The organism is Amycolatopsis sp. NPDC003865 (assembly GCF_053605345.1).
In genome coordinates this window covers 85,147-104,115 of record NZ_JBSGJA010000030.1, presented here as the reverse complement: position 1 = coordinate 104,115, position 18,969 = coordinate 85,147, and the positions used below count along the sequence as shown (strand labels likewise).

Below are 18,969 nucleotides of genomic sequence, written 5' to 3'. Positions count from 1 at the left end.
GCTCCAGCCGCTACCTTCGAAGCCATGACCGATGATCGTTTCGAACGCGGCAAGCGGGCCCTGGTCGACCTCAACGGGGAAGAGACCGCCCAGCGCGTGCTGGACAGTCTCGAGGACATCTCGCCGAAGCTCGCCGACAGTGTCGTGTCGTGGGGCTTCGGCGAGATCTACACGCGGCCGGCGCTCGTGCCGCGCGACCGGCAGCTCGTCACGCTCGGCATGCTGACCGCGCTCGGCGGGTGCGAGCCGCAGCTGGAGGTGCACGTCAACGCGTCGCTCAACGTCGGCCTGAAGCCGGCGGAGATCGTCGAAGCATTGCTGCAGTCGGCCGCCTACTGCGGCTTCCCCCGTGCGCTCAACGCGACCGCCGTCGCGAAGAAGGTCTTCGCCGAGCGCGGGCTGCTGCCGGTGGCGGACGCGTGAGGGTCGTCCTCTTCGGCGCGACCGGCATGGTCGGCCAGGGCGCGCTGCGCGAGTGCCTGCTCGACGAGCGCGTCGAGGCGGTGCTGGCGGTCGGCCGGTCCCCGCTCGGCGAGACGCACCCGAAGCTCACCGAACGCGTCGAGGAGGATTTGTTCGCCCTCGAGCCGATCACCGGCTACGACGTGTGCCTCTACTGCCTCGGTGTGTCGTCGGTCGGCATGGCGCCGGCGGAGTACGAGCGGATCACCTACGAACTGACCCTTTCGGTGGCCCGGAAGCTGCCCGCAGGCACCACTTTCGTGTACGTCTCGGGCCAGGGCACCGACAGCACCGAACGCGGCCGGGTGCGCTGGGCGCGCGTCAAGGGCGCCACCGAGAACGCGCTCGCGAAGCTGCCGCTGCGGACGTTCGCCGTGCGGCCGGGCTACATCCAGCCGCTGTACGGGATCACGTCGAAGACGACGCTGTACCGGACGCTCTACCGCGTCGCGATGCCGCTGTACCCGCTGCTGCGCCGGCTGTTCCCGGGCTTCGTCACGACCAACCGGGAACTCGCCCTGGCGATGCTGGAAACCGCCGAGAACGGCTACGAGAAGCCCGTGCTCGAGAACGCCGACATCGTCACCGCCGCCGCGCGACGAGCCCGGCCAGCAGGTTCGTGAGGTTCTCCGCCACCACCGCCGCGAACCCCGGCGCACCGCCGGCCTCGGCCGTCGCGAGCGCGACCGCTTCCGTCGGGTTCGCGTAGGGCCACGCCCCCGACACCACGACCACGACGGCCCGGGCGAACACCCGGGCCGCTTCCGCGGACAGCTCCGGAACCTCGACGCGGACGAGCGACGCCAGCCGTTCGAGGTTCGCGGCCGCGCGGAGCTTGAAGCCGCGCGCGAACTCCAGGGAGATGTTGCGCTCCAGCACCGGTGCCATCGCGCTGATCAGCTCGCACAGCAGCGGCCGCTCGGCCAGCGTCGACGCGATCGTTCCGGCGATCCGCTCCTCCCTCGCGAAGGGCGCGGCCGGCAACTCCCCGAACGCCAGCTCGTCGAGCCAGGCCGTCCACGCCGTGTCGAGGACTTCGAGGAAGACCGCCTCGCGGCTGTCGAAGTAGCGGAGCACATTGGACTTCGCGAGCCCGACGCGGCAGGCCAGCTCGCGCAGGCTGATGTCGGCGACCGGACGCTCGGCCAGCAGCTCCCGCGCGGCGGCGAGGATCGCGGTGCGGCGCGCCTCGATCTGCTCCGGCCGCCGGGCACGCTGGAATCCGGCGCTCATGGCGCCGACAGTATCCCCTCAGCCGCGGCTGGCGGCTTCGCGCCGGTTCTTGACCCGGCGGTAGCTCCAGATCAGCAGCGCGAACAGGATCGCCGACGACAGGATCAGGCTCGACCCGGTGCTCCAGCCGGCGAACGGCAGCGACTTCACCGTGCCCCAGACGATCCCCGCCGCCAGCAGCGCCAGCCCGGCGAGCACCGAGCCGGCGATCCGCAGCGGCGAGGAGACGCTCTCCTCGGCCGCCTTCATCGCGCGGTCGCGCACCGGGTCGACGTACCGCTCGAGCGCCGGGAACTCCGACGCCAGCAGCAGGAGCCCGGCGAGCACGAGCAGCAGCCCGGGGCCGGGCAGGACGAGCAGCAGCACCCCGACCACCAGCAGGACGGCACCCGCCACCGTGATCAGGATCCGCTTCGCCTGTTTGCCGATGCCCACTGGGCGTCTCCCCTCGTTTCGCCCGATTCTTCCTGGTCGCGGCCCCGAGTGCCACTCACGAGGGCCCGTGCCCTCGCCGCGGCGACGGTCAGGCCCGCGAGTGCGACCACGCCGAGCACGACCACGAGCCCCGGCCAGACGTAGAGCACCTGGGCGTAGGTACCCCGCCGCCCGGCGAATACCCACCCGAGCAGCCGCGGCAGGAAAACCAGGGTGACGAGCGGCAGCAACGGCGGGACGAGCCGCCACCACCGCGGCTTCCGCCGGGCGCGCCGGACACCGAGGACCGCCAGCGCCACCGCGATCACCGCCGCCGCGGCCAGGACCCGGTCGGCGACCACCCCGGCCGGGAGCGCGGGCTCCGGTGTCCCACCCGCCAGCAGGCTCGCGAGTTGCTGGGCCAGCAGCTCCGCCTCGTTGTCCAGCGCCATCCCGGTGTTCGCCACCACGGCGACGCCGTACCCACCGGGCAGCAGCACCTGGGCGGCGGTGTGGGAGAACCAGTCGCCGGTGTGCGCGGTCCGGCCGTCCCGGACGCTCCAGCCCAGCGCGTAGTCCCGCCCGGGCGCGGGCGTGTGCGCCAGCCGGGCCGACTCCGGGGTCAGGGCGCCGCCGCCGTCCCGCTGCGCCACCAGCCACTTCGCCAGGTCGGTCGCCGTGCTCAGCACGCCGTGGCTGCCGCCGGTGAACCAGTCCGGTTCGGACACCGAGACCTCGAAGCCGAAGGCACGCACGTACCCGGCGGTCCTCTCGGGCGGGGCGTCCACAGTGGTGGTCGCGGTCATGCCGAGCGGCGCGAACAGCCTCGTCTTCAGGTACTCCGCGAACGGCTGCCCGGCCACGACTTCGACGATCCGCGCGGCCACCTGGTAGTTCGGGTTGTGGTAGTGGAACTCGGTGCCGGGCTCGCTCGCGAGCGGCGCGTCCTTCAGCCGCGCGACGGCCTCGGCGAGCGTGTGCGGCTGCGCCAGCGCCAGATCGGGGAAGGCGGAGTCGGCCATCCCGGACGTCTGGTCCAGCAGCATCCGCACGGTGATCCGCGCGCCGCGGTCGTCGGCGAGCCGGAAGTCCGGCAGGTAGCGCGTGACGGGTTCGTCCAGCTCGAGCTGGTGGCGTTCGACGAGCTGGAGCACGGCGAAGGCGGTCATGGACTTGCTCAGCGACGCGATCGGCAGCGGCGTCGACGCGGTGAGCGGCGCGCCGGCGGAGTCGTGGCCGTAGCCGGCGACGCGGAGCACGTCACCGCCGTGGGTGACGGCGACGGCGGCGCCGGGCAGGCCGGTGTGGTCGAGGTAGGCCCGGACGCAGGAGTCGATGTCGGGCTCCCGCGCGGCGGCCGCGGCGGGCGTCGCGGTGGTGAGCAGAAGCGCCGCGAGCAGGAGGAAAAGCCTGGTCATGGGAGGGAAGGTAGAGCGTTCGCCGGGCGGCGGGCCGCTGCCGGACGACGTCGGCCACCCCCGACTTTCGGCAGGGTCTTGACGCCGGACCTATAGTCAACACATCAGTTGATAAACAGATTGGTTGATAAAGATGGCGGTTGACGAGGAGGCGCTGGACCGGGCGTTCACCGCGCTCGGCGACCCGGTCCGCCGGGCCCTGATCGCCCGGCTGTCGCGCGGCGAAGCGACGGTCAACGAGCTGGCCGAGCCCTTCTCGATCACGAAGCAGGCGGTGTCCCGGCACCTCCAGGTGCTGGAGCAGGCCGGCCTGATCACGCGCAGCCGCGACGGCCAGCGCCGTCCGTGCCACCTGGTGCCGTCCGCCCTCGAAGCCCTGACCGGCTGGATCGACGAGTACCGGCTGGCGACCGAACGCAGCTACCGGCGGCTCGACGCCGTCCTGGAGACCCTGGAGGACAAGTGAGCACGACGATCACCGCCCAGCCCGGAACGCCGTTCATCGAGATCACGCGCGAGTTCGCGGCCCCACCGTCGGCGGTCCTGCGCGCCCACACGGATCCCGAGCTGATCGTCCGCTGGCTGGGCCCGCACGGGATGGAGATGGAGGTGGTGGAGCTCGACGCGAGGCCGGGGGGTGCCTACGACTACATCCACCGCGATGCCCGCGGCGAATACCGTTTCCGCGGCGTGTACCACACGGTGAGCTCCGACCGGATCATCCAGACGTTCGAGTACCTGGGCGCCCCGGGCGAGGTGACGCTGGATTCGATGGTGCTGACGGACCTGGGCAACGGCCGCACGCGCCTGGTGACGCAGTCGGTGTTCCCGTCGGTTGCGGCGCGCGACAAGGCGTTGGAGAGCGGGATGATCCGCGGGATCACGGAGTCGTACGAGCGGCTCGACAACGTGCTGGTGGACTGAGATGGCCGAGGTGGTCGCGAGCTTCTGCATGTCTCTGGACGGGTTCGTGGCCCGCCCGGACGATTCGGTCGGCCCGCTGTTCGACTGGTACACGGCCGGCGAGGTCGAGGTCCCGATGGTGGGCTACCCGACGACGTTCCGGGTGTCCCCGGCGAGCGCGTCGTACCTGAAGTCCTTCCTGGACAAGGTCCGCGGCAGCGCGTTCGTCTGCGGACGGCGGGTTTTCGACTACACCCGGGGGTGGGGCGGGAATCCACCCGGCGGGGGGTCGGCGTTCGTCGTCACCCATCGGCCTCCGCCGGCTTGGTCCTCGTCCGTTCTGGCGCCTTTCACGTTCGTTTCGGACGTTGCCGAAGCCATCGAACTGGCTGCGGCGGCCGGGGACGGGACCGTCGGGGTCTCGGGGCCTTCCCTTGCCCGGCAATGCTTGGAGCTCGGGCTTCTCGACGAGGTTCGGGTCGATCTTGTTCCGGTGTTTCTCGGTTCCGGGGTTTCGTACTTCTCCGGTCTCTCGGCTTCTTGTGGTTCGCTCGAACAGGTCGAGGTTGTGGTCGGTTCCGGTGTGACGCATCTGGTTTATCGGGTCCACTACGACGGCTCGGCTTGACCACTCGAAAGCCGGCCGAAGAACCCGGCCGGCCACCACCCCAGGGAACTACTCCCCCACCTCGGCCAACAGCTGAGCAAAGGGAACGAACCCCGCCCCCGCACCACCGGCAGCCCGGCCACCAACCGCCGCGGCCAACTCGGCGCCGGCCTTCTCGATCCGCCGTTGCAAGGCCCCCTCCCCGCTCCCCCAATCCGAAGAAGCGGCGTAAACCCCGGTAGCCACCGGATCCGCCTTCAAGTACCCGAACAACGGCCGCAACTGGTAATCCAGCACCAGCGAGTGCCGCTCGGTGCCGCCCGTCGCGCCCAGCAGCACCGGCTTGCCCACCAGTGAATCCGCGTCCAGCACGTCGAAGAACGACTTGAACAACCCGCTGTACCCGGCCGTGAACACCGGCGTCACCACGATCAGCCCGTCCGCCGAGACCACCGTGGAGATCGCCGACCGCAACGCCGGGCTCGGGAACCCCGTCAGCAGGTTCTTCGTGATGTCCAAGGCGACATCCCGCAGCTCCACCACCGACACCGACGCGTCACCGTCAGCGGCAGCGACAGTCGCCGCGGCCAGGCGATCCGCCAGCAACCGTGAAGACGACGGTACCGACAGCCCCGCCGTCACCACCGCGAGCTTCATTCCGACACCTCCGAAGAAGACGCAGCCGAAGCAGCCTCGACCAGCGATTCGTGCGTGGGCGCCTCGGGCACGTGCACCGGCCGCATCGAGTCCAGTTCCTTGCGCAGCACCGGAACCACTTCCGAACCCAGCAGGTCCAGCTGCTCCAGCACGGTCTTCAACGGCAGCCCCGCGTGGTCCATCAAGAACAACTGGCGCTGGTAGTCACCGAAGTGCTCGCGGAACGTCAGCGTCTTGTCGATGACCTCCTGCGGGCTGCCCACCGTCAACGGCGTCTGGTCGGTGAACTCCTCCAGCGTCGGGCCGTGGCCGTACACCGGCGCGTTGTCGAAGTACGGGCGGAACTCCTGCCACGCGTCCTGGGACCGCGGCCGGATGAACGCCTGCCCGCCCAGGCCGACGATCGCCTGGTCCGCCTTCCCGTGGCCGTAGTGCTCGAAGCGCTGGCGATAGAACTGGATCAGCTGCTGGAAGTGCGACGTCGGCCAGAAGATGTGGTTGGCGAAGAAGCCGTCTCCGTAGAACGCCGCCTGCTCGGCGATCTCCGGGCTGCGGATCGACCCGTGCCACACGAACGGCGGAACTCCGTCCAGCGGCCGGGGCGTCGACGTGAAGCCCTGTAGCGGCGTGCGGAACTTGCCGGACCAGTCGACGACGTCTTCGCGCCACAGCCGGCGCAGCAGCGCGTACTTCTCGATGGCAAGGGGGATGCCCTGGCGGATGTCCTCGCCGAACCACGGGTACACCGGGCCGGTGTTGCCCCGGCCCATCATGAGGTCCACGCGGCCGTCGGCCAGGTGCTGGAGCATCGCGAAGTCCTCGGCGATCTTCACCGGGTCGTTCGTGGTGATCAGCGTCGTCGACGTCGACAGGATGATCTTGGACGTCTGCGCCGCGATGTACCCCAGCATCGTCGTCGGCGACGACGGCACGAACGGGGGGTTGTGGTGCTCGCCCGTCGCGAAGACGTCGAGACCGACCTCCTCCGCCTTCAGCGCGATGCGGACCATCGCCTTGATCCGCTCGTGCTCCGTCGGCGTGGTGCCGTTCGTGGGATCGGTCGTGACGTCGCCCACCGAGAAGATTCCGAACTGCATGACCTGACTCCCTTCGCGAGCCCCATCTTACATGCGCGTTCAACTACTTCCAAGCAAGAGATATTCCGGCCGTCAAAGCCGTAGGGGGCACCAAGTAAGGTCAGAGCCATGGACGCGGAGCTCGGTCGGCTGGGTCTGGCAGAACGTTCGGTACGACTACTCACGGGCCGCGACATCTGGGGTTCGATCACCCCGCTGCTCGCGCCCCGCCGGAACCTGGTGGCGGCTTTCGGCCACGTCGGCCCCGGCGCGGCCGCGCTGCTGCCGCTGGAACCCGGCGACACGGTGATCACGGACGCGAGCCTGGACATGGTGCTGTCCGGCGCGACGAGCCCGCACGCCCTGCTGCACTGGGTGAAAGCCGGCGTGATCGTGCACTCGCTGCGCGGGCTGAACGCGAAGCTGGTGATCGCCGAGGACGACCCGTCGTTCGTGGTCGTCGGCTCGGCCGACGTCACCGCTGCCGGCCCGCGGCAGCTGTTCGAGGCCGTCACGGTCTCCCACGAGAAGCACACCGTCGAAGAGGCCCAGGAGGCCTGGCTCGAGTGGTGCGACCTCGCCGGGCCCGCGCTGACCGCGGGCGACCTGGAGCCGCTCCTGGAGCAGTACGGCGCCGGCAAGCCGGTCACCGCGTCACGCCCCACGACCCCCACGCGCCCCGCCGCTCCCGCCCGGCCGGTCGTCACCAGCCGCCCGGCCACGCCGGTCCGGCCTGCCGCCCAGACACCGCCGCCCTCACCGGTCCGGCCCGCGGCCCCGACACCGCCGCCCTCACCGGTCCGGCCCGCCGCGCCGCCGGCCGCCGCTACCCCGGACCGTCCCGCCGCACCTCCGGCCGCCGCTACCCCGGTGCGACCGGCGACACCAGGCACCCCAGCGGCATCCGGCAGCCCAGCCGAACCGGCGCCGCAAAGCCCGGCAGCGGCCGCCGAGACCGCCGCCCCGGAAGCCGCCACCGCGGAACCGGTTGCGGCACCGGCCGAAACCGGACCGGCCGCCGAAACCACCGAAGCCCCCGAAACCACCGACGTCCCCCGGCCCGCGTGGCCGCGCCCGGCCGAGCTGTACCTCGTCAGCCTCGTCGAAGGCGGCGAGCCGTCGGCCGAGGCCGAGTACCGCCTCGAAGAGCTGTCCCGCGAGTACACCCACCCCGGCGAGAACGGCGAACAGCCGTTCCGCGTCGAGCTGTTCTGGGCCGACGACGGCCAGGGCCAGGACCCGCCGCGCACCCTGCGCCCAGGCGTGCACGTGATCCGCGTCTACAGCCAGAAGCAGGGCCGTGCCCTGGTCGGGTCGCGGATCGAGGCCCCCGGGCTCGTGCTGGCGGCCTACGCCGACGAGTTCGCCTACCCGCGCCGCACGTACTGCTACATCCTGACCCGCGAGTCGGCCGCCCGGCCGGCGTTCGGCGACCTGCGCAAGGGCCTCGCCGCGATCGGCGAGAAGCCGAACTTCCGCAACTCCTTCCAGGTCCCGCGGAAGATCGAAGCCCTGCTGGGCCTGTGGCCCGACCTGGGGTACGACCCCAAGTAACGAGCGGCGCGCGCCACTCCGGAGACGGGAGCGCGCGAAAGTTGTCGGGGTGGGCGGATATCCTGCAGTACGGTGCAGGCCAAGTCCGCACCACCACCAGCACTTTCGCGAGCCACGATCCGGGAGAACGACCCTGTGACTGCCGAGACCTTGTACGGGGCCGACGACCTGACGCATCTCGAGGGTCTCGAGGCCGTCCGCAAACGCCCCGGGATGTACATCGGCTCCACCGACAGCCGCGGCATCAACCACCTCTTCTCCGAGGTGGTGGACAACTCGACGGACGAGGGTGTCGCGGGCCACGCGACGAAGATCGTCGTCACGCTGCACGCCGACGGCAGCGTCCAGGTGGACGACGACGGCCGCGGCATCCCCACCGGCACCCACGCCAAGTCCGGTTTGTCCGGCGTCGAACTGGTGCTGACGCGGCTGCACGCCGGCGGCAAGTTCGGCGGCTCGGGCTACAAGACCTCCGGCGGCCTGCACGGCGTCGGCGCTTCGGCGGTCAACGCGCTGTCGCACCGCTTCGACGTCACGGTGAAGCAGGACGGCAAGGTCCACCAGATGTCGTTCAAGCACGGCGTCCCCGGCACCTTCGACGCGCCCGGCCCGAAGGCGAAGTTCACCCGCCGGTCCGGGCTGAACCTCGTCGGCAAGATGAAGCGCGGCGAGCGCAGCGGCACGTCGATCCGCTACTGGTACGACTCGCGCTACTTCGAGTCCGGCGCGGCGCTGGACGTCGAAGGCGTGCGGGCGAAGCTGCGCAACACCGCGTTCCTCGTCCCGGGCGTCACGTACGTGCTGCGCACCGCGATCGAAGACACGATCAACGAAGAGACCTTCCACTTCCCGCACGGCCTGGCCGACATGGTCGACTTCCTGACCCCGTCGGGCGAGAAGCCGGTCTGCGGCACGTTGCTGATCACCGGTGAGGGCACGTACAAGGAGAACGCGGCCGACGCCGCCGGCGTCATGCAGTCCAATGTGGAGCGCCACGCCGAGGTCGAGGTGGCGCTGCGCTGGGGCACCGGTTACGAGCGCACGATCGAGTGCTTCACCAACACGATCCGCAACGTCCACGGCGGCACCCACCGGCGCGGCTTCGACCGCGCGGTCACGAAGGCGTTGCAGGAGGCCATCTCCAAGACCCGCGGGCTGCTCAAGCCCAAGGAGGACATGCCGACGATCGAGGACGTCCTCGAAGGCATGACCGCCGTGATCCACGTCCGGCTGCCGGAACCGCAGTTCACGTCGCAGACGAAGGACGAGCTGTCCACCGCCGGGATCACCCGCGTGCTGCAGGGCATCGTCGACAAGCACGTCAAGGCCTGGACCGAAGACCGCAAGACGAAGTCCGAGGCCAAGGTCGTGCTGCAGAAGGTGGTCGACGCCGCGCGCGTGCGGCTCACGCAGAAGCAGCAGAAGGACGCCGCCCGGCGCAAGACCGCGCTCGAAGGCGCGGCGATGCCGCCGAAGCTGGTCGACTGCCGCACCACCGGCGTCTCCCGCAGCGAGCTGTTCCTGGTCGAGGGTGACAGCGCGCTGGGGTCGGCGCGGATGGCGCGCGTGTCGGAGTACCAGGCGCTGCTGCCGCTGCGGGGCAAGATCCTGAACGTGCAGAAGGCGTCCCTGGGCGACACGCTGAAGAACGCCGAGATCGCGTCGATCGTGCAGGTCCTCGGCGCGGGCACCGGCCGCACGTTCGACCTCACGACCATGCGCTACGGCCGCGTGATCCTGATGGCGGACGCGGATGTCGACGGTTCGCACATCCGGACCCTGCTGATCACGCTGTTCGCGAAGTACATGCGCCCGGTGATCGAGGACGGCCGGCTGTACGCGGCGATGCCCCCGTTGCACAAGCTCGTCACGAAGGGCCGCAACCCGGAGACGCACTTCACGTACACGCAGCAGGAGATGGAAACCAAGTACGCCGAGCTGGAGCGGGCGGGCAAGAGCATCGTCACCCCGGTGCCGCGGTTCAAGGGTCTCGGCGAGATGGACGCCGACGAGCTGTGGGAGACCACGATGAACCCGGCCACCCGCTCGGTCCGCCGCATCACCATGGACGACGTCGAAGCCGCCGAAGGCGCGCTGGAGCTGCTGATGGGCGAGAAGGTCGAGCCCCGGCGGAACTGGCTGGTCGCCTCTTCGGACCGGATCGACCGCGAAGCCATCGACGCTTAAATTTCGTAGCTACCAAGGAGTTCTGCCGTGGCACGCCGCAAGGGCACCACCACCAAGGTCGATCCCAGCGCGTTCGACTCCCCCGGGGCGCACGTCTTCGACAACTCGCTGAAGACCGAGATCGAAGACTCCTACCTGGAGTACGCGTATTCGGTCATCCACTCGCGCGCCCTGCCGGACGCGCGGGACGGGTTGAAGCCGGTGCACCGCCGGATCCTGTATTCGATGAACGAGAACGGCTACCGCCCGACGCACGCGTACGTGAAGTCCTCGCGCGTGGTCGGCGACGTGATGGGCAAGTACCACCCGCACGGCGACGTCGCGATCTACGACGCGATGGTGCGGCTGGCGCAGGACTTCTCGCTGAACGTCCCGCTGATCGACGGCCACGGCAACTTCGGCTCGCCCGACGACGGCCCGGCCGCCTCGCGGTACACCGAAGCCCGCATGTCGCCGGAGGCGATGCAGCTGGTCGGCGAGCTGGGCGAGGACACCGTCGACTTCCGGCCGAACTACGACGGTTCGCTCGAGGAGCCGTCCGTGCTGCCCGCGGCGTTCCCGAACCTGCTGGTCAACGGCACGTCCGGGATCGCGGTCGGGATGGCGACCAACATGATCCCGCACAACCTCGGCGAGGTCGTCGCCGCGGCGCGGTGGCTGATCACGCACCCGTCGGCGACGCTCGACAAGCTGATGGAGTTCGTGCCGGGCCCCGACCTCCCGACCGGCGGCAGCCTGCTGGGCCTCGACGAGGTGCGCCGCGCGTACGAGACCGGCCGCGGCGTGGTCCGGATGCGCGCGAACTGCGAGACCGGCCCGCTCGAAGGCAGCCGCGGGCGGCAGGCGATCACCGTCACCGAGCTGCCCTACGGCGTCGGCCCGGAGAAGGTGATCGAGAAGATCACCGACGAGGTCAACAAGTCCAAGCGGCTCACCGGCATCGCCGACGTCAAGGACCTCACCGACCGCGAGAACGGCACGCGGCTGGTCATCGAGTGCAAGGTCGGCGTCAACCCGCAGGCCCTGCTGGCCGACCTTTACCGGCTCACGCCGCTGGAGCAGTCGTTCGGCATCAACAACCTGGTCCTCGTCGACGGCCAGCCGCAGACGCTGGGGCTGAAGGAGCTGCTCGAGGTCTTCCTGCGGCACCGCTACGACGTCGTCACGCGGCGCACGAAGTACCGGCGCCGCAAGCGCGAAGAGCGGCTGCACCTGGTCGACGGCCTGCTGATCGCGCTGCTGAACATCGACAAGGTCATCAAGCTCATCCGCGAGAGCGAGAACGCGCAGGCCGCGAAGGACGGCTTGATGACGCGCTTCAAGCTGTCGGAGATCCAGGCGACGTACATCCTCGACACGCCGCTGCGCCGGCTGACCAAGTACGACCGGCTGGAGCTGGAGTCGGAGCAGGAGCGGCTGCGCGAGGAGATCGCCGAGCTGACCAAGATCCTCGACGACGAGTCGGTGCTGAAGAAGCTCGTCTCGTCGGAGCTGGCGAAGATCGCGAAAGACTTCTCGACCGAGCGCCGCACCTCCCTGATCGACGGTGACCTCAAAGAGGTCTTGGCCGCGTCGAAGCCGTCCGGCCCGCTGGAGGTCGAAGACGACCCGTGCCAGGTGATCCTGTCGGCGACCGGCCTGGTGGCCCGCACGGCGGCCGAGTCCGAGGAGTCGACGGAGACGCGTCGCCGCAACGGCCGCGTGAAGCACGACGCGGTCTCGGCGGTGGTCCACACGACGGCACGCGGCCAGGTCCTGCTGGTGACGAGCCGCGGCCGCGCGTTCAAGACCGACGTGCTCCCGTTGCCGGTACTCCCGGAGCAGGCGGGCACGGTCTCCCTGCGCGGCGGCATGGCGGCGCGCGAGCTGGTGCCCTTGGAGAAGGGCGAGACGGTCGTCGGCATCGCGCCGCTGGGCGAGCAGGCGGCGGGCTCCCCGGGCCTGGCCCTGGGCACCAAGGCGGGCGTGGTGAAGGTGTGTTCGCCGGAGTGGCCGGTCCGCTCGGACGAGTTCGAAGTGATCTCGCTGAAAGACGGCGACGAGGTCGTCGGCGCGACGTGGCTGACGGACGGCTCGGAGACGCTGGCGTTCGTGTCGTCGGAGGCGTCCCTGCTGAAGTACGCGGCTTCGCTGGTCCGCCCCCAGGGCCTCAAGGGCGGCGGCATGGCCGGCATCAACCTGGGCGCGGGCGCGTCGGCGGTGTTCTTCGGCGCGGTCCGCACGGACGACGACGAACACGGCGAGCCCCTGGTCATCACGTCGACCGGGCAAAGTGTGAAGGTCACGCCGTTCAGCGAGTACCCGGCGAAGGGCCGCGCGACGGGCGGCGTCCGGGCCCAGCGGTTCCTCAAGGGCGAGACTTCGCTGCGAGTGGCGTGGATCGGCCCGCGCCCGGCGGGCGCGGCGAAGAACGGCGACCCGGTGGAACTCCCGGAGATCGACGTCCGCAGGGACGGCTCGGGCCACGCCCACCCCGGCCCGGACGTGGTGGGCCACCTCATCGAGCGCGACTGACGTCGTGGGTGAGAAACAGTGTCGGCACACTGTTTCTCACCCACGACCGCTCAGGCCAGGAGTGCCTTCGCGATGTAGGTCACCTGGATCTCGTTGCTGCCCGCGTAGATCATCAGCGACTTCGCGTCCCTGGCCAGTTGTTCCACCCGGTACTCGGCCATGTAGCCGTTGCCACCGAACAGCTGGACCGCCTCCATCGCGACCTCCGTCGCCGCTTCGGACGAGTACAGCTTCATCGCCGAGGCCTCGGCCAAGGTAGGCCGTCGGCCGGCGCGAGCCTTGGCCACCGTCTGGAACACCATGTTCTGGACGTTGAGCCGTGCCACCTCCATCTTCGCCAGCTTCAGCTGGATCAGCTGGAACCGCCCGAGCTCCTGGCCCCACAGCTTCCGCGACTTCGCGTAGCCGACGCACAGGCGCAGGCACTCGTTGATGATCCCCAGCGACAGTGCCGCCACGCCGACCCGCTCGGCCGCGAAGCTCTCGCGGGCGCTCTCGGAACCCGATGACGACAGCAGCCGGTCGGCGCCCAGGCGGACGTCGTCGAAGAAGAGCTCGCCCGTCGGGGACGACATCATCCCCATCTTCTTGAACGGCCGGCCCTGCACGAACCCCGGCATCCCGCGGTCCAGCACGAAGGTCAGCACCGGACGGTCCCGCACCGGAGACCCGTCGGCCAGCTTCGCGTAGACCACGACCGTGTCCGCGTAAGGCCCGTTCGTGATGAACGTCTTCCGGCCGTTCAAGACATAGGAGTCACCATCGCGGCGGACCGTCGTCTGCATTCCGCCGAACGCGTCCGAGCCCGAGTCCGGCTCGGTGATCGCCCACGCGCCGACCTTCTCGAACGTCGCCAGGCCCGGCAGCCAGCGTTCCTTCTGCTCCTGCGAACCTTTCGACAGGATCGTCGCCGCGGTCAGGCCCAGCGAAACCCCGAGCGAAGCCACGATGCCCAGGCTCACCCCGGCGAGCTCGCTGATCGCGATCAGGGCGAGCGTTTCCTGGCCGTCGAGTTTCGGGGCGCCCGAACCCGAAGAGGGCTTGGCCAGCAGCCGGGAGACCGACTCGGCCGCCAGCGCGTCGAGCCCGAACGCCCGGTACAGCTTCCGGATGATGTCGTACGGCGGCAGCTCCCCGCTCTCCAAGGCGTCCAGGTTCGGCCGGATCTCCTTGGCGACGAACTCGCGGATCGCGTCGCGGACCATCAGGTCGGCCTCGGACCACTCGATCACGGCAGCCTCGCCGCGATGTCGTCGATCTCCCACGCGCCCTCGGTCTCGATCACCTTGACGTCGTGCCAGCCCGCCAGTTCCGAGATCGCGCCGCCCTGGACCGCGAACACCTTGCCCGTCAACGGGCACTTCGCGGACGCCAGGTAGGCCACCAACGGTGAGATGTTCGCCGGTGAGAACGCGTCGAACTCCCCCGCTGGGACCTCGGCGGCGAAGATCGCCCCCATCCCCGGCGTCGCCAGCGTCAGCCGGGTCCGGGCGATCGGCGCGATCGCGTTGACGCGCACCCCGTAGCGCTCCAGCTCCGCCGCCGCCACCAGCGTCATCGCCGCGATCCCCGCCTTCGCCGCGCCGTAGTTCACCTGCCCCGCGTTCGGCAACGTCGTCCCCGACGCCGACGCCGTGTTGATCACCGAGGCCGCGACCGGGGTGCCCGCCTTGGCCGACGACTTCCAGTACGCCGCCGCGTGGTGCAGGACCGCCGCGTGTCCCTTGAGGTGGACCGCGATCACCGAATCCCACTGCTCTTCGGTGATGCCCGCGACGAACGCGTCGCGCAGGATGCCCGCGTTGTTCACCACCACGTCCAGCCGGCCGAACTCGGAAACCGCCTGCTCGACCAGCTCCGCCGCTCCCGGCCACGACGCCACGTTCGAGGTGTTCGCCACCGCCGAGCCGCCCAGCGCGCGGATCTCCTCGACCACCGAGGAAGCGGGCCCGGCGTCGGAGCCGCTGCCGTCGTTGCCGCCGCCGAGGTCGTTCACGACCACGGCGGCACCCTCACGCGCGAACAACAGCGCGTGCTCGCGCCCGATTCCGCGGCCCGCGCCGGTGATCAGCGCCACGCGCCCGTCGAGTGCACCCATCACAGCTCCGCAAGTCCGTCTTTGATCACGAGTGTGTCTCCCGCTTTGGTTTCGAAGGCGTACGAAGAAGGACCCGCCGCCCAGATCGACGTCGACAGGTCCTGCCCCGGCAGCACCGGTGCGGCGAACCGGACGGCGAGGCGGCGCAGCCGCCCCTCGGGTGCCACCGAGGTCAGCACGGCCCACGACGTGAAGGCCATCGTGCACAGCCCGTGCGCGATGATCCCCGGCAAACCCGCCGCCCGGGCGACCTCGTCGTCGAGGTGGATCGGCATCGGGTCGCCGGCGGCCGGGCCGTAGCGGAAGGTCTGGTCGTCGTCGACGTGCTGCCCGACCTTCGCCACCGGAGCAGCGGACCGCAGAGCCTCGTCGAACCGGTGCGGAGGTCCCAGCTCACCCCGCTTCTCCCCGGTGTCGAAGCCGCGTACGAAGAACGTCACGTACTGCTCGTTGACCAGCTCACCACCGGAAGCGCGGCACTCCAGGTAGACCGTCGCCCGGGTGCCTTTCGGCAGCCCTTCGTAGCCGGTCATCTTGGCGCGCGACTCCAGCACGTCGCCGGGCCGGATCGGGCGGTGGAACCGGAAGTCCTGCTCGCCGTGCAACACCTTCCCGAACAGCGACGGCGGCACGACTTCGAGAGCCGGTTCCAGCAGCGACTGGAACACCGGCACGATCGCGAACACCGGGCTGGCGACGTCGCCGGAAGCGTGCGCCGGGATCGGGTCGTTGGTCGCCGCCGCGTACTCGGCGAGCCGCGAGCGGGTGACCTCGAACCGCGACGGCTCGGTCCACTTGCCGAGCCCGGCCGGGTCGAACTTCACGCGACCAGCGCCTTGAACTTCTCCAGGGACTCGTCGAGGTTCTTCTTCCCGTCCTTCTCGACGGCCTTGCCGAGTGCGCCGACGATCATCGCGCCGGTGAACTCGGCTTCGATGGTCGCCGCCGAGCCGGCGCCGGCCGCCGCGACCGACAACGAGAAGCGGATCTTCACCCCGGCCATGCCGGTGCCCGAAATGACCAACCGGGAAGGCGCGTCGTACTCGTCGACGGTCCAGGTGATCGTGTTCGCCATCCCGAGCATCGTGACGACCTCCGACACCTGCGAACCCCGCGAGAACTCCGCCGGGACGTCGCCCTTCCACTTGGTGTGGATGGTCAGCCACTTCTCGAAGTTGTTGGGGTTGGAGAACTCCGCCCACACCTTGTCCGGCGCGGCGGGCAGTTCGACGGACGCGCTGATCTGACCCACAGTGTCTCCTAAGCTCGCTGGTAGGCGGTGACGACGGCGGCGCCACCGAGTCCGATGTTGTGCTGCAACGCGGCCCGCACGTCCGGCACTTGCCGCGCGGCGGCGTCGCCGCGCAGCTGCCAGGTCAGTTCGGCGCACTGGGCGAGCCCGGTCGCGCCGAGCGGGTGGCCCTTGGAGATGAGCCCGCCGGAGGGGTTCACGACCCACCGGCCGCCGTACGTCGTGTCGCCGGCGTCGACCAAGTGACCACCTTCGCCCTCTTCGCAGAGGCCGAGCGATTCGTACGTCAGCAGTTCGTTGGCGGAGAAGCAGTCGTGCAGCTCGACGACCTGGAAGTCCGCCGGCCCGAGCCCGGCCTGCTCGTACACCCGCAGCGCGGCCTGCCGGGTCATGTCGTAGCCGACGATGTTCTTCGCGCTGCCGTCGAAAGTGCTGCGGAAGTCCGTGGTCATGGCCTGCCCGACGATCTCCACGGCCCGAACCGCGAGGTCGTGGGTCTCCACAAAGGACTCGCTGGCCAGGAGCGCCGCGCCCGAGCCGTCCGACGTCGGCGAGCACTGCAGCTTGGTCAGCGGGTCGTAGATCATCCGCGAAGCCAGGATGTCCTCGAGGGAGTACACGTCCTGGAACTGCGCGTACGGGTTGTTCACCGAGTGCCGGTGGTTCTTCTCGCCGATCTTCGCGAAGTGCTCGGCCGTGGTCCCGTACTCCTTCATGTGCTCGCGGCCGGCGGCGCCGAACATCCACGGCGCGGGCGGGAACAGCACCTCCGAGATCTCGGCGAGCGCCTGGAGGTGGTTGCCCAGCGGCTGTTCGCGGTCGTCGTAGGTCGACGCGAGCGAGCCCGGCTTCATCTTCTCGAAGCCCAGCGCCAGCACGCAGTCCGCGCGGCCGCCGCGGATCGCCTCCGCCGCCAGGTACAGCGCGGTCGAGCCGGTGGAGCAGTTGTTGTTGACGTTGACCACGGGGATCCCGGTCATCCCCAGCTCGTAGACCGCGCGCTGCCCCGAGGTCGACTCGCCGTAGACGTAGCCGACGTACGCCTGCTGGACGGCGTCGTAGCCGAGCCCCGCGTCCTCGAGCGCGGCGGTCCCGGCCTCCCGGGCCATCTGCGGATAGTCCCAGTCCTCGCGTCGCCCGGGTTTCTCGAACTTCGTCATCCCGACGCCGACGACGTACACCCTGTTCGCCATGCAACAAACATACAGACCGGCATGTATTTATCAAGAGCAGACCACTGACCTGCAGGTCAGCGGCGGAAAATCAGCCCAGCGGAGCGACCGGCCCCGGGTACCGGGCCGGGTCGAGGCAGCTGCTCAAGCCCTCGACGACCGAGCAGAAGCCCGGCGGGCGCACCGGCGTGTAACCGGCCGGGACACCGTGGCCGTCGATCAGCTGCCGGTACGCCGCGACGGCGTCGGTCGGCCGGCGCGTCAGCGTGGCGTCCGAGCGAGCGTCCACTGTGTACAGTCCGAACCGCGGCTGGTAGCTGCCCCACTCGTAGTTGTCGGTGAGGCTCCAGTAGTTGTAGCCGATGACGTTCATGCCGTCGGCCTTCGCGCGCTGCACCCAGTAGATGTGGTCGCGCAGGTGGTCCGAGCGCGTGTAGCCGTCGGGCCGCGCGGCGCCGTTGTCGGTCGGCATCCCGTTCTCGACGACGTACAGCGGCAGCTCCGGGAACTTCCGCGCGTAGTACCGCAGGGCGTAGTAGATTCCGTCCGGCTGCGGGGTGACCTTCCAGAACTCGCCGTTCGCCGCGTGGACGGCACTGAGGTTGTCGAGGCTGGCGCCGTAGTAGTAGTCGACGCCGGTGAAGTCGAGCTTGTCGCGCACCCGGTCGAGGAACGACGCGTCGAGGATGCCCTGCACGACGGGGATGTACGCGGTGTTGCTCGACACCAGCGCCCCCGGGTCCACCGAGTGGATCAGGTCGTAGGCCGCCCGGTGCACCTTCACCAGCCGCGCCTGCGCCCACGGCAGCTTCCAGCCGGCGAGCCCGCCGTTGGCGGTCTCGTTCTGCATGTAGACGGTCGGCTCGTTGATCGTGATCCAGAGGGCCCCGAGCCCGCGGTACCGCTCGACGACGCGGCGGGCGTTGGCCAGCCACGCGTCGACCGTGCGGTCGGAGTCCCAGCCGCCCTGGTCGGCGACCCAGCCCGGGTAGACCCAGTGGTCGAGGGTGATCATCGGCCGCATGCCCGCGGCGACGACGCGCCGGACGACGTCGTCGTAGTACGCGAGCTCCGTCTCGTCCACTTGGCCGGCCCGCGGTTCGATGCGCGCCCACTCGACGCTGAAGCGGAAGACGTTCACGCCGAGCTGCTTCGCGCGATCGATGTCTTCGGCGTAGCGGTGCCGGAAGTCGACGGCGTCGCGGTAGGGCTCCTTGATCGACGACGTCTTCGCCTGCTCGTAGCGGCGCCAGTTGCTGTCGGGCGCCGAGCCCTCCGACTGGTAGCCCGACGTGGCGACGCCCCAGAAGAACGCCGGCGAGGCGACCGCGGGACTCACCCCCGCGAGCAGGCCCGCGAGCAGGGCCAGGACGACGACGATCGCTCGGTTCCGGCGCACCACGGCACCCTCCTCAGCCAACG

Annotated in this window: 19 protein-coding genes; 8 read left to right on the top strand and 11 right to left on the bottom strand. The window is 70.0% G+C overall.

Annotation, left to right across the window (positions count from 1 at the left end; all coding sequences use genetic code 11):
* The first annotated feature begins 24 nt into the window (after positions 1-24).
* Complete coding sequence (locus ACWEVP_RS44580; RefSeq protein WP_452068639.1) at positions 25-423, top strand: carboxymuconolactone decarboxylase family protein; 399 nt, start codon at positions 25-27, stop codon at positions 421-423.
* Positions 420-1,085 (top strand): epimerase, encoded by a 666-nt coding sequence (locus ACWEVP_RS44575; RefSeq protein ID WP_452068638.1) that lies wholly within the window; start codon positions 420-422, stop codon positions 1,083-1,085. Before ACWEVP_RS44580 ends, ACWEVP_RS44575 begins: the two co-directional genes overlap by 4 nt.
* Here ACWEVP_RS44575 and ACWEVP_RS44570 read toward each other — a convergent pair.
* Genes ACWEVP_RS44570 through ACWEVP_RS44560 form a run of 3 tightly spaced genes read right to left on the bottom strand, consistent with a single transcriptional unit; the run spans position 1,045 to position 3,527 of the window.
* Positions 1,045-1,695 (bottom strand): TetR family transcriptional regulator, encoded by a 651-nt coding sequence (locus ACWEVP_RS44570; RefSeq protein ID WP_452068637.1) that lies wholly within the window; start codon positions 1,693-1,695, stop codon positions 1,045-1,047. The two genes, ACWEVP_RS44575 and ACWEVP_RS44570, sit on opposite strands and share 41 nt — an antisense overlap.
* Positions 1,696-1,713: 18 nt before the next feature.
* Complete coding sequence (locus tag ACWEVP_RS44565; RefSeq protein WP_452068636.1) at positions 1,714-2,130, bottom strand: PGPGW domain-containing protein; 417 nt, start codon at positions 2,128-2,130, stop codon at positions 1,714-1,716.
* Positions 2,097-3,527 carry a serine hydrolase domain-containing protein gene (locus ACWEVP_RS44560; RefSeq protein WP_452068635.1) on the bottom strand — a complete coding sequence of 477 codons (1,431 nt, stop codon included), beginning with the start codon at positions 3,525-3,527 and terminating at the stop codon, positions 2,097-2,099. Before ACWEVP_RS44560 ends, ACWEVP_RS44565 begins: the two co-directional genes overlap by 34 nt.
* A 133-nt stretch (positions 3,528-3,660) precedes the next feature.
* On the opposite strand from ACWEVP_RS44560, the gene ACWEVP_RS44555 reads away from it, so the two are divergent.
* The 3 genes from ACWEVP_RS44555 to ACWEVP_RS44545 are packed head-to-tail and all read left to right on the top strand — an operon-like array spanning position 3,661 to position 5,058.
* Positions 3,661-3,993 (top strand): ArsR/SmtB family transcription factor, encoded by a 333-nt coding sequence (locus ACWEVP_RS44555; protein WP_452068634.1) that lies wholly within the window; start codon positions 3,661-3,663, stop codon positions 3,991-3,993.
* Positions 3,990-4,451: an SRPBCC family protein gene (locus tag ACWEVP_RS44550; RefSeq protein WP_452068633.1), complete on the top strand. Its 462-nt coding sequence runs from the start codon at positions 3,990-3,992 to the stop codon at positions 4,449-4,451. Before ACWEVP_RS44555 ends, ACWEVP_RS44550 begins: the two co-directional genes overlap by 4 nt.
* Before the next feature lies 1 nt (position 4,452).
* Positions 4,453-5,058 (top strand): dihydrofolate reductase family protein, encoded by a 606-nt coding sequence (locus tag ACWEVP_RS44545; RefSeq protein WP_452068632.1) that lies wholly within the window; start codon positions 4,453-4,455, stop codon positions 5,056-5,058.
* A gap of 48 nt (positions 5,059-5,106) precedes the next feature.
* Here the strand turns inward: ACWEVP_RS44545 and ACWEVP_RS44540 are convergent, their stop codons facing one another.
* On the bottom strand, positions 5,107-5,694 hold the full coding sequence (locus ACWEVP_RS44540; protein WP_452068631.1) for a CE1759 family FMN reductase: 588 nt from the start codon (positions 5,692-5,694) through the stop codon (positions 5,107-5,109).
* Entirely contained in the window at positions 5,691-6,791 is a 1,101-nt protein-coding gene (locus ACWEVP_RS44535; RefSeq protein WP_452068630.1) for an LLM class flavin-dependent oxidoreductase, read from the bottom strand. Before ACWEVP_RS44535 ends, ACWEVP_RS44540 begins: the two co-directional genes overlap by 4 nt.
* Before the next feature lie 108 nt (positions 6,792-6,899).
* On the opposite strand from ACWEVP_RS44535, the gene ACWEVP_RS44530 reads away from it, so the two are divergent.
* From ACWEVP_RS44530 to ACWEVP_RS44520, 3 genes are all read left to right on the top strand, one after another.
* Complete coding sequence (locus tag ACWEVP_RS44530) at positions 6,900-8,324, top strand: hypothetical protein (protein ID WP_452068629.1); 1,425 nt, start codon at positions 6,900-6,902, stop codon at positions 8,322-8,324.
* Between the two features lie 135 nt (positions 8,325-8,459).
* Positions 8,460-10,511, top strand: a complete 2,052-nt coding sequence (locus ACWEVP_RS44525) for a DNA gyrase/topoisomerase IV subunit B (RefSeq protein WP_452068628.1) — start codon at positions 8,460-8,462, stop codon at positions 10,509-10,511.
* A 27-nt stretch (positions 10,512-10,538) separates the two neighbouring features.
* On the top strand, positions 10,539-13,025 hold the full coding sequence (locus ACWEVP_RS44520; RefSeq protein WP_452068627.1) for a DNA gyrase/topoisomerase IV subunit A: 2,487 nt from the start codon (positions 10,539-10,541) through the stop codon (positions 13,023-13,025).
* A 50-nt stretch (positions 13,026-13,075) separates the two neighbouring features.
* Here ACWEVP_RS44520 and ACWEVP_RS44515 read toward each other — a convergent pair whose 3' ends face one another.
* The 6 genes from ACWEVP_RS44515 to ACWEVP_RS44490 form a co-directional block, all read right to left on the bottom strand.
* On the bottom strand, positions 13,076-14,257 hold the full coding sequence (locus tag ACWEVP_RS44515; protein WP_452068626.1) for an acyl-CoA dehydrogenase family protein: 1,182 nt from the start codon (positions 14,255-14,257) through the stop codon (positions 13,076-13,078).
* Positions 14,254-15,123, bottom strand: a complete 870-nt coding sequence (locus ACWEVP_RS44510) for an SDR family oxidoreductase (RefSeq protein WP_452068625.1) — start codon at positions 15,121-15,123, stop codon at positions 14,254-14,256. The genes ACWEVP_RS44515 and ACWEVP_RS44510 overlap by 4 nt, the downstream gene beginning before the upstream one ends.
* Entirely contained in the window at positions 15,123-15,947 is an 825-nt protein-coding gene (locus tag ACWEVP_RS44505; protein WP_452068624.1) for a MaoC/PaaZ C-terminal domain-containing protein, read from the bottom strand. The genes ACWEVP_RS44510 and ACWEVP_RS44505 overlap by 1 nt, the downstream gene beginning before the upstream one ends.
* The gene (locus ACWEVP_RS44500) at positions 15,944-16,375 is read right to left on the bottom strand and encodes a type II toxin-antitoxin system Rv0910 family toxin (protein WP_452068623.1); all 432 of its coding nucleotides are present in this window, start codon (positions 16,373-16,375) and stop codon (positions 15,944-15,946) included. Before ACWEVP_RS44500 ends, ACWEVP_RS44505 begins: the two co-directional genes overlap by 4 nt.
* A gap of 8 nt (positions 16,376-16,383) precedes the next feature.
* Positions 16,384-17,568, bottom strand: a complete 1,185-nt coding sequence (locus tag ACWEVP_RS44495) for a lipid-transfer protein (protein ID WP_452068622.1) — start codon at positions 17,566-17,568, stop codon at positions 16,384-16,386.
* 70 nt (positions 17,569-17,638) lie between these two features.
* Complete coding sequence (locus tag ACWEVP_RS44490) at positions 17,639-18,946, bottom strand: family 1 glycosylhydrolase (RefSeq protein WP_452068621.1); 1,308 nt, start codon at positions 18,944-18,946, stop codon at positions 17,639-17,641.
* Positions 18,947-18,969: the final 23 nt, after the last annotated feature.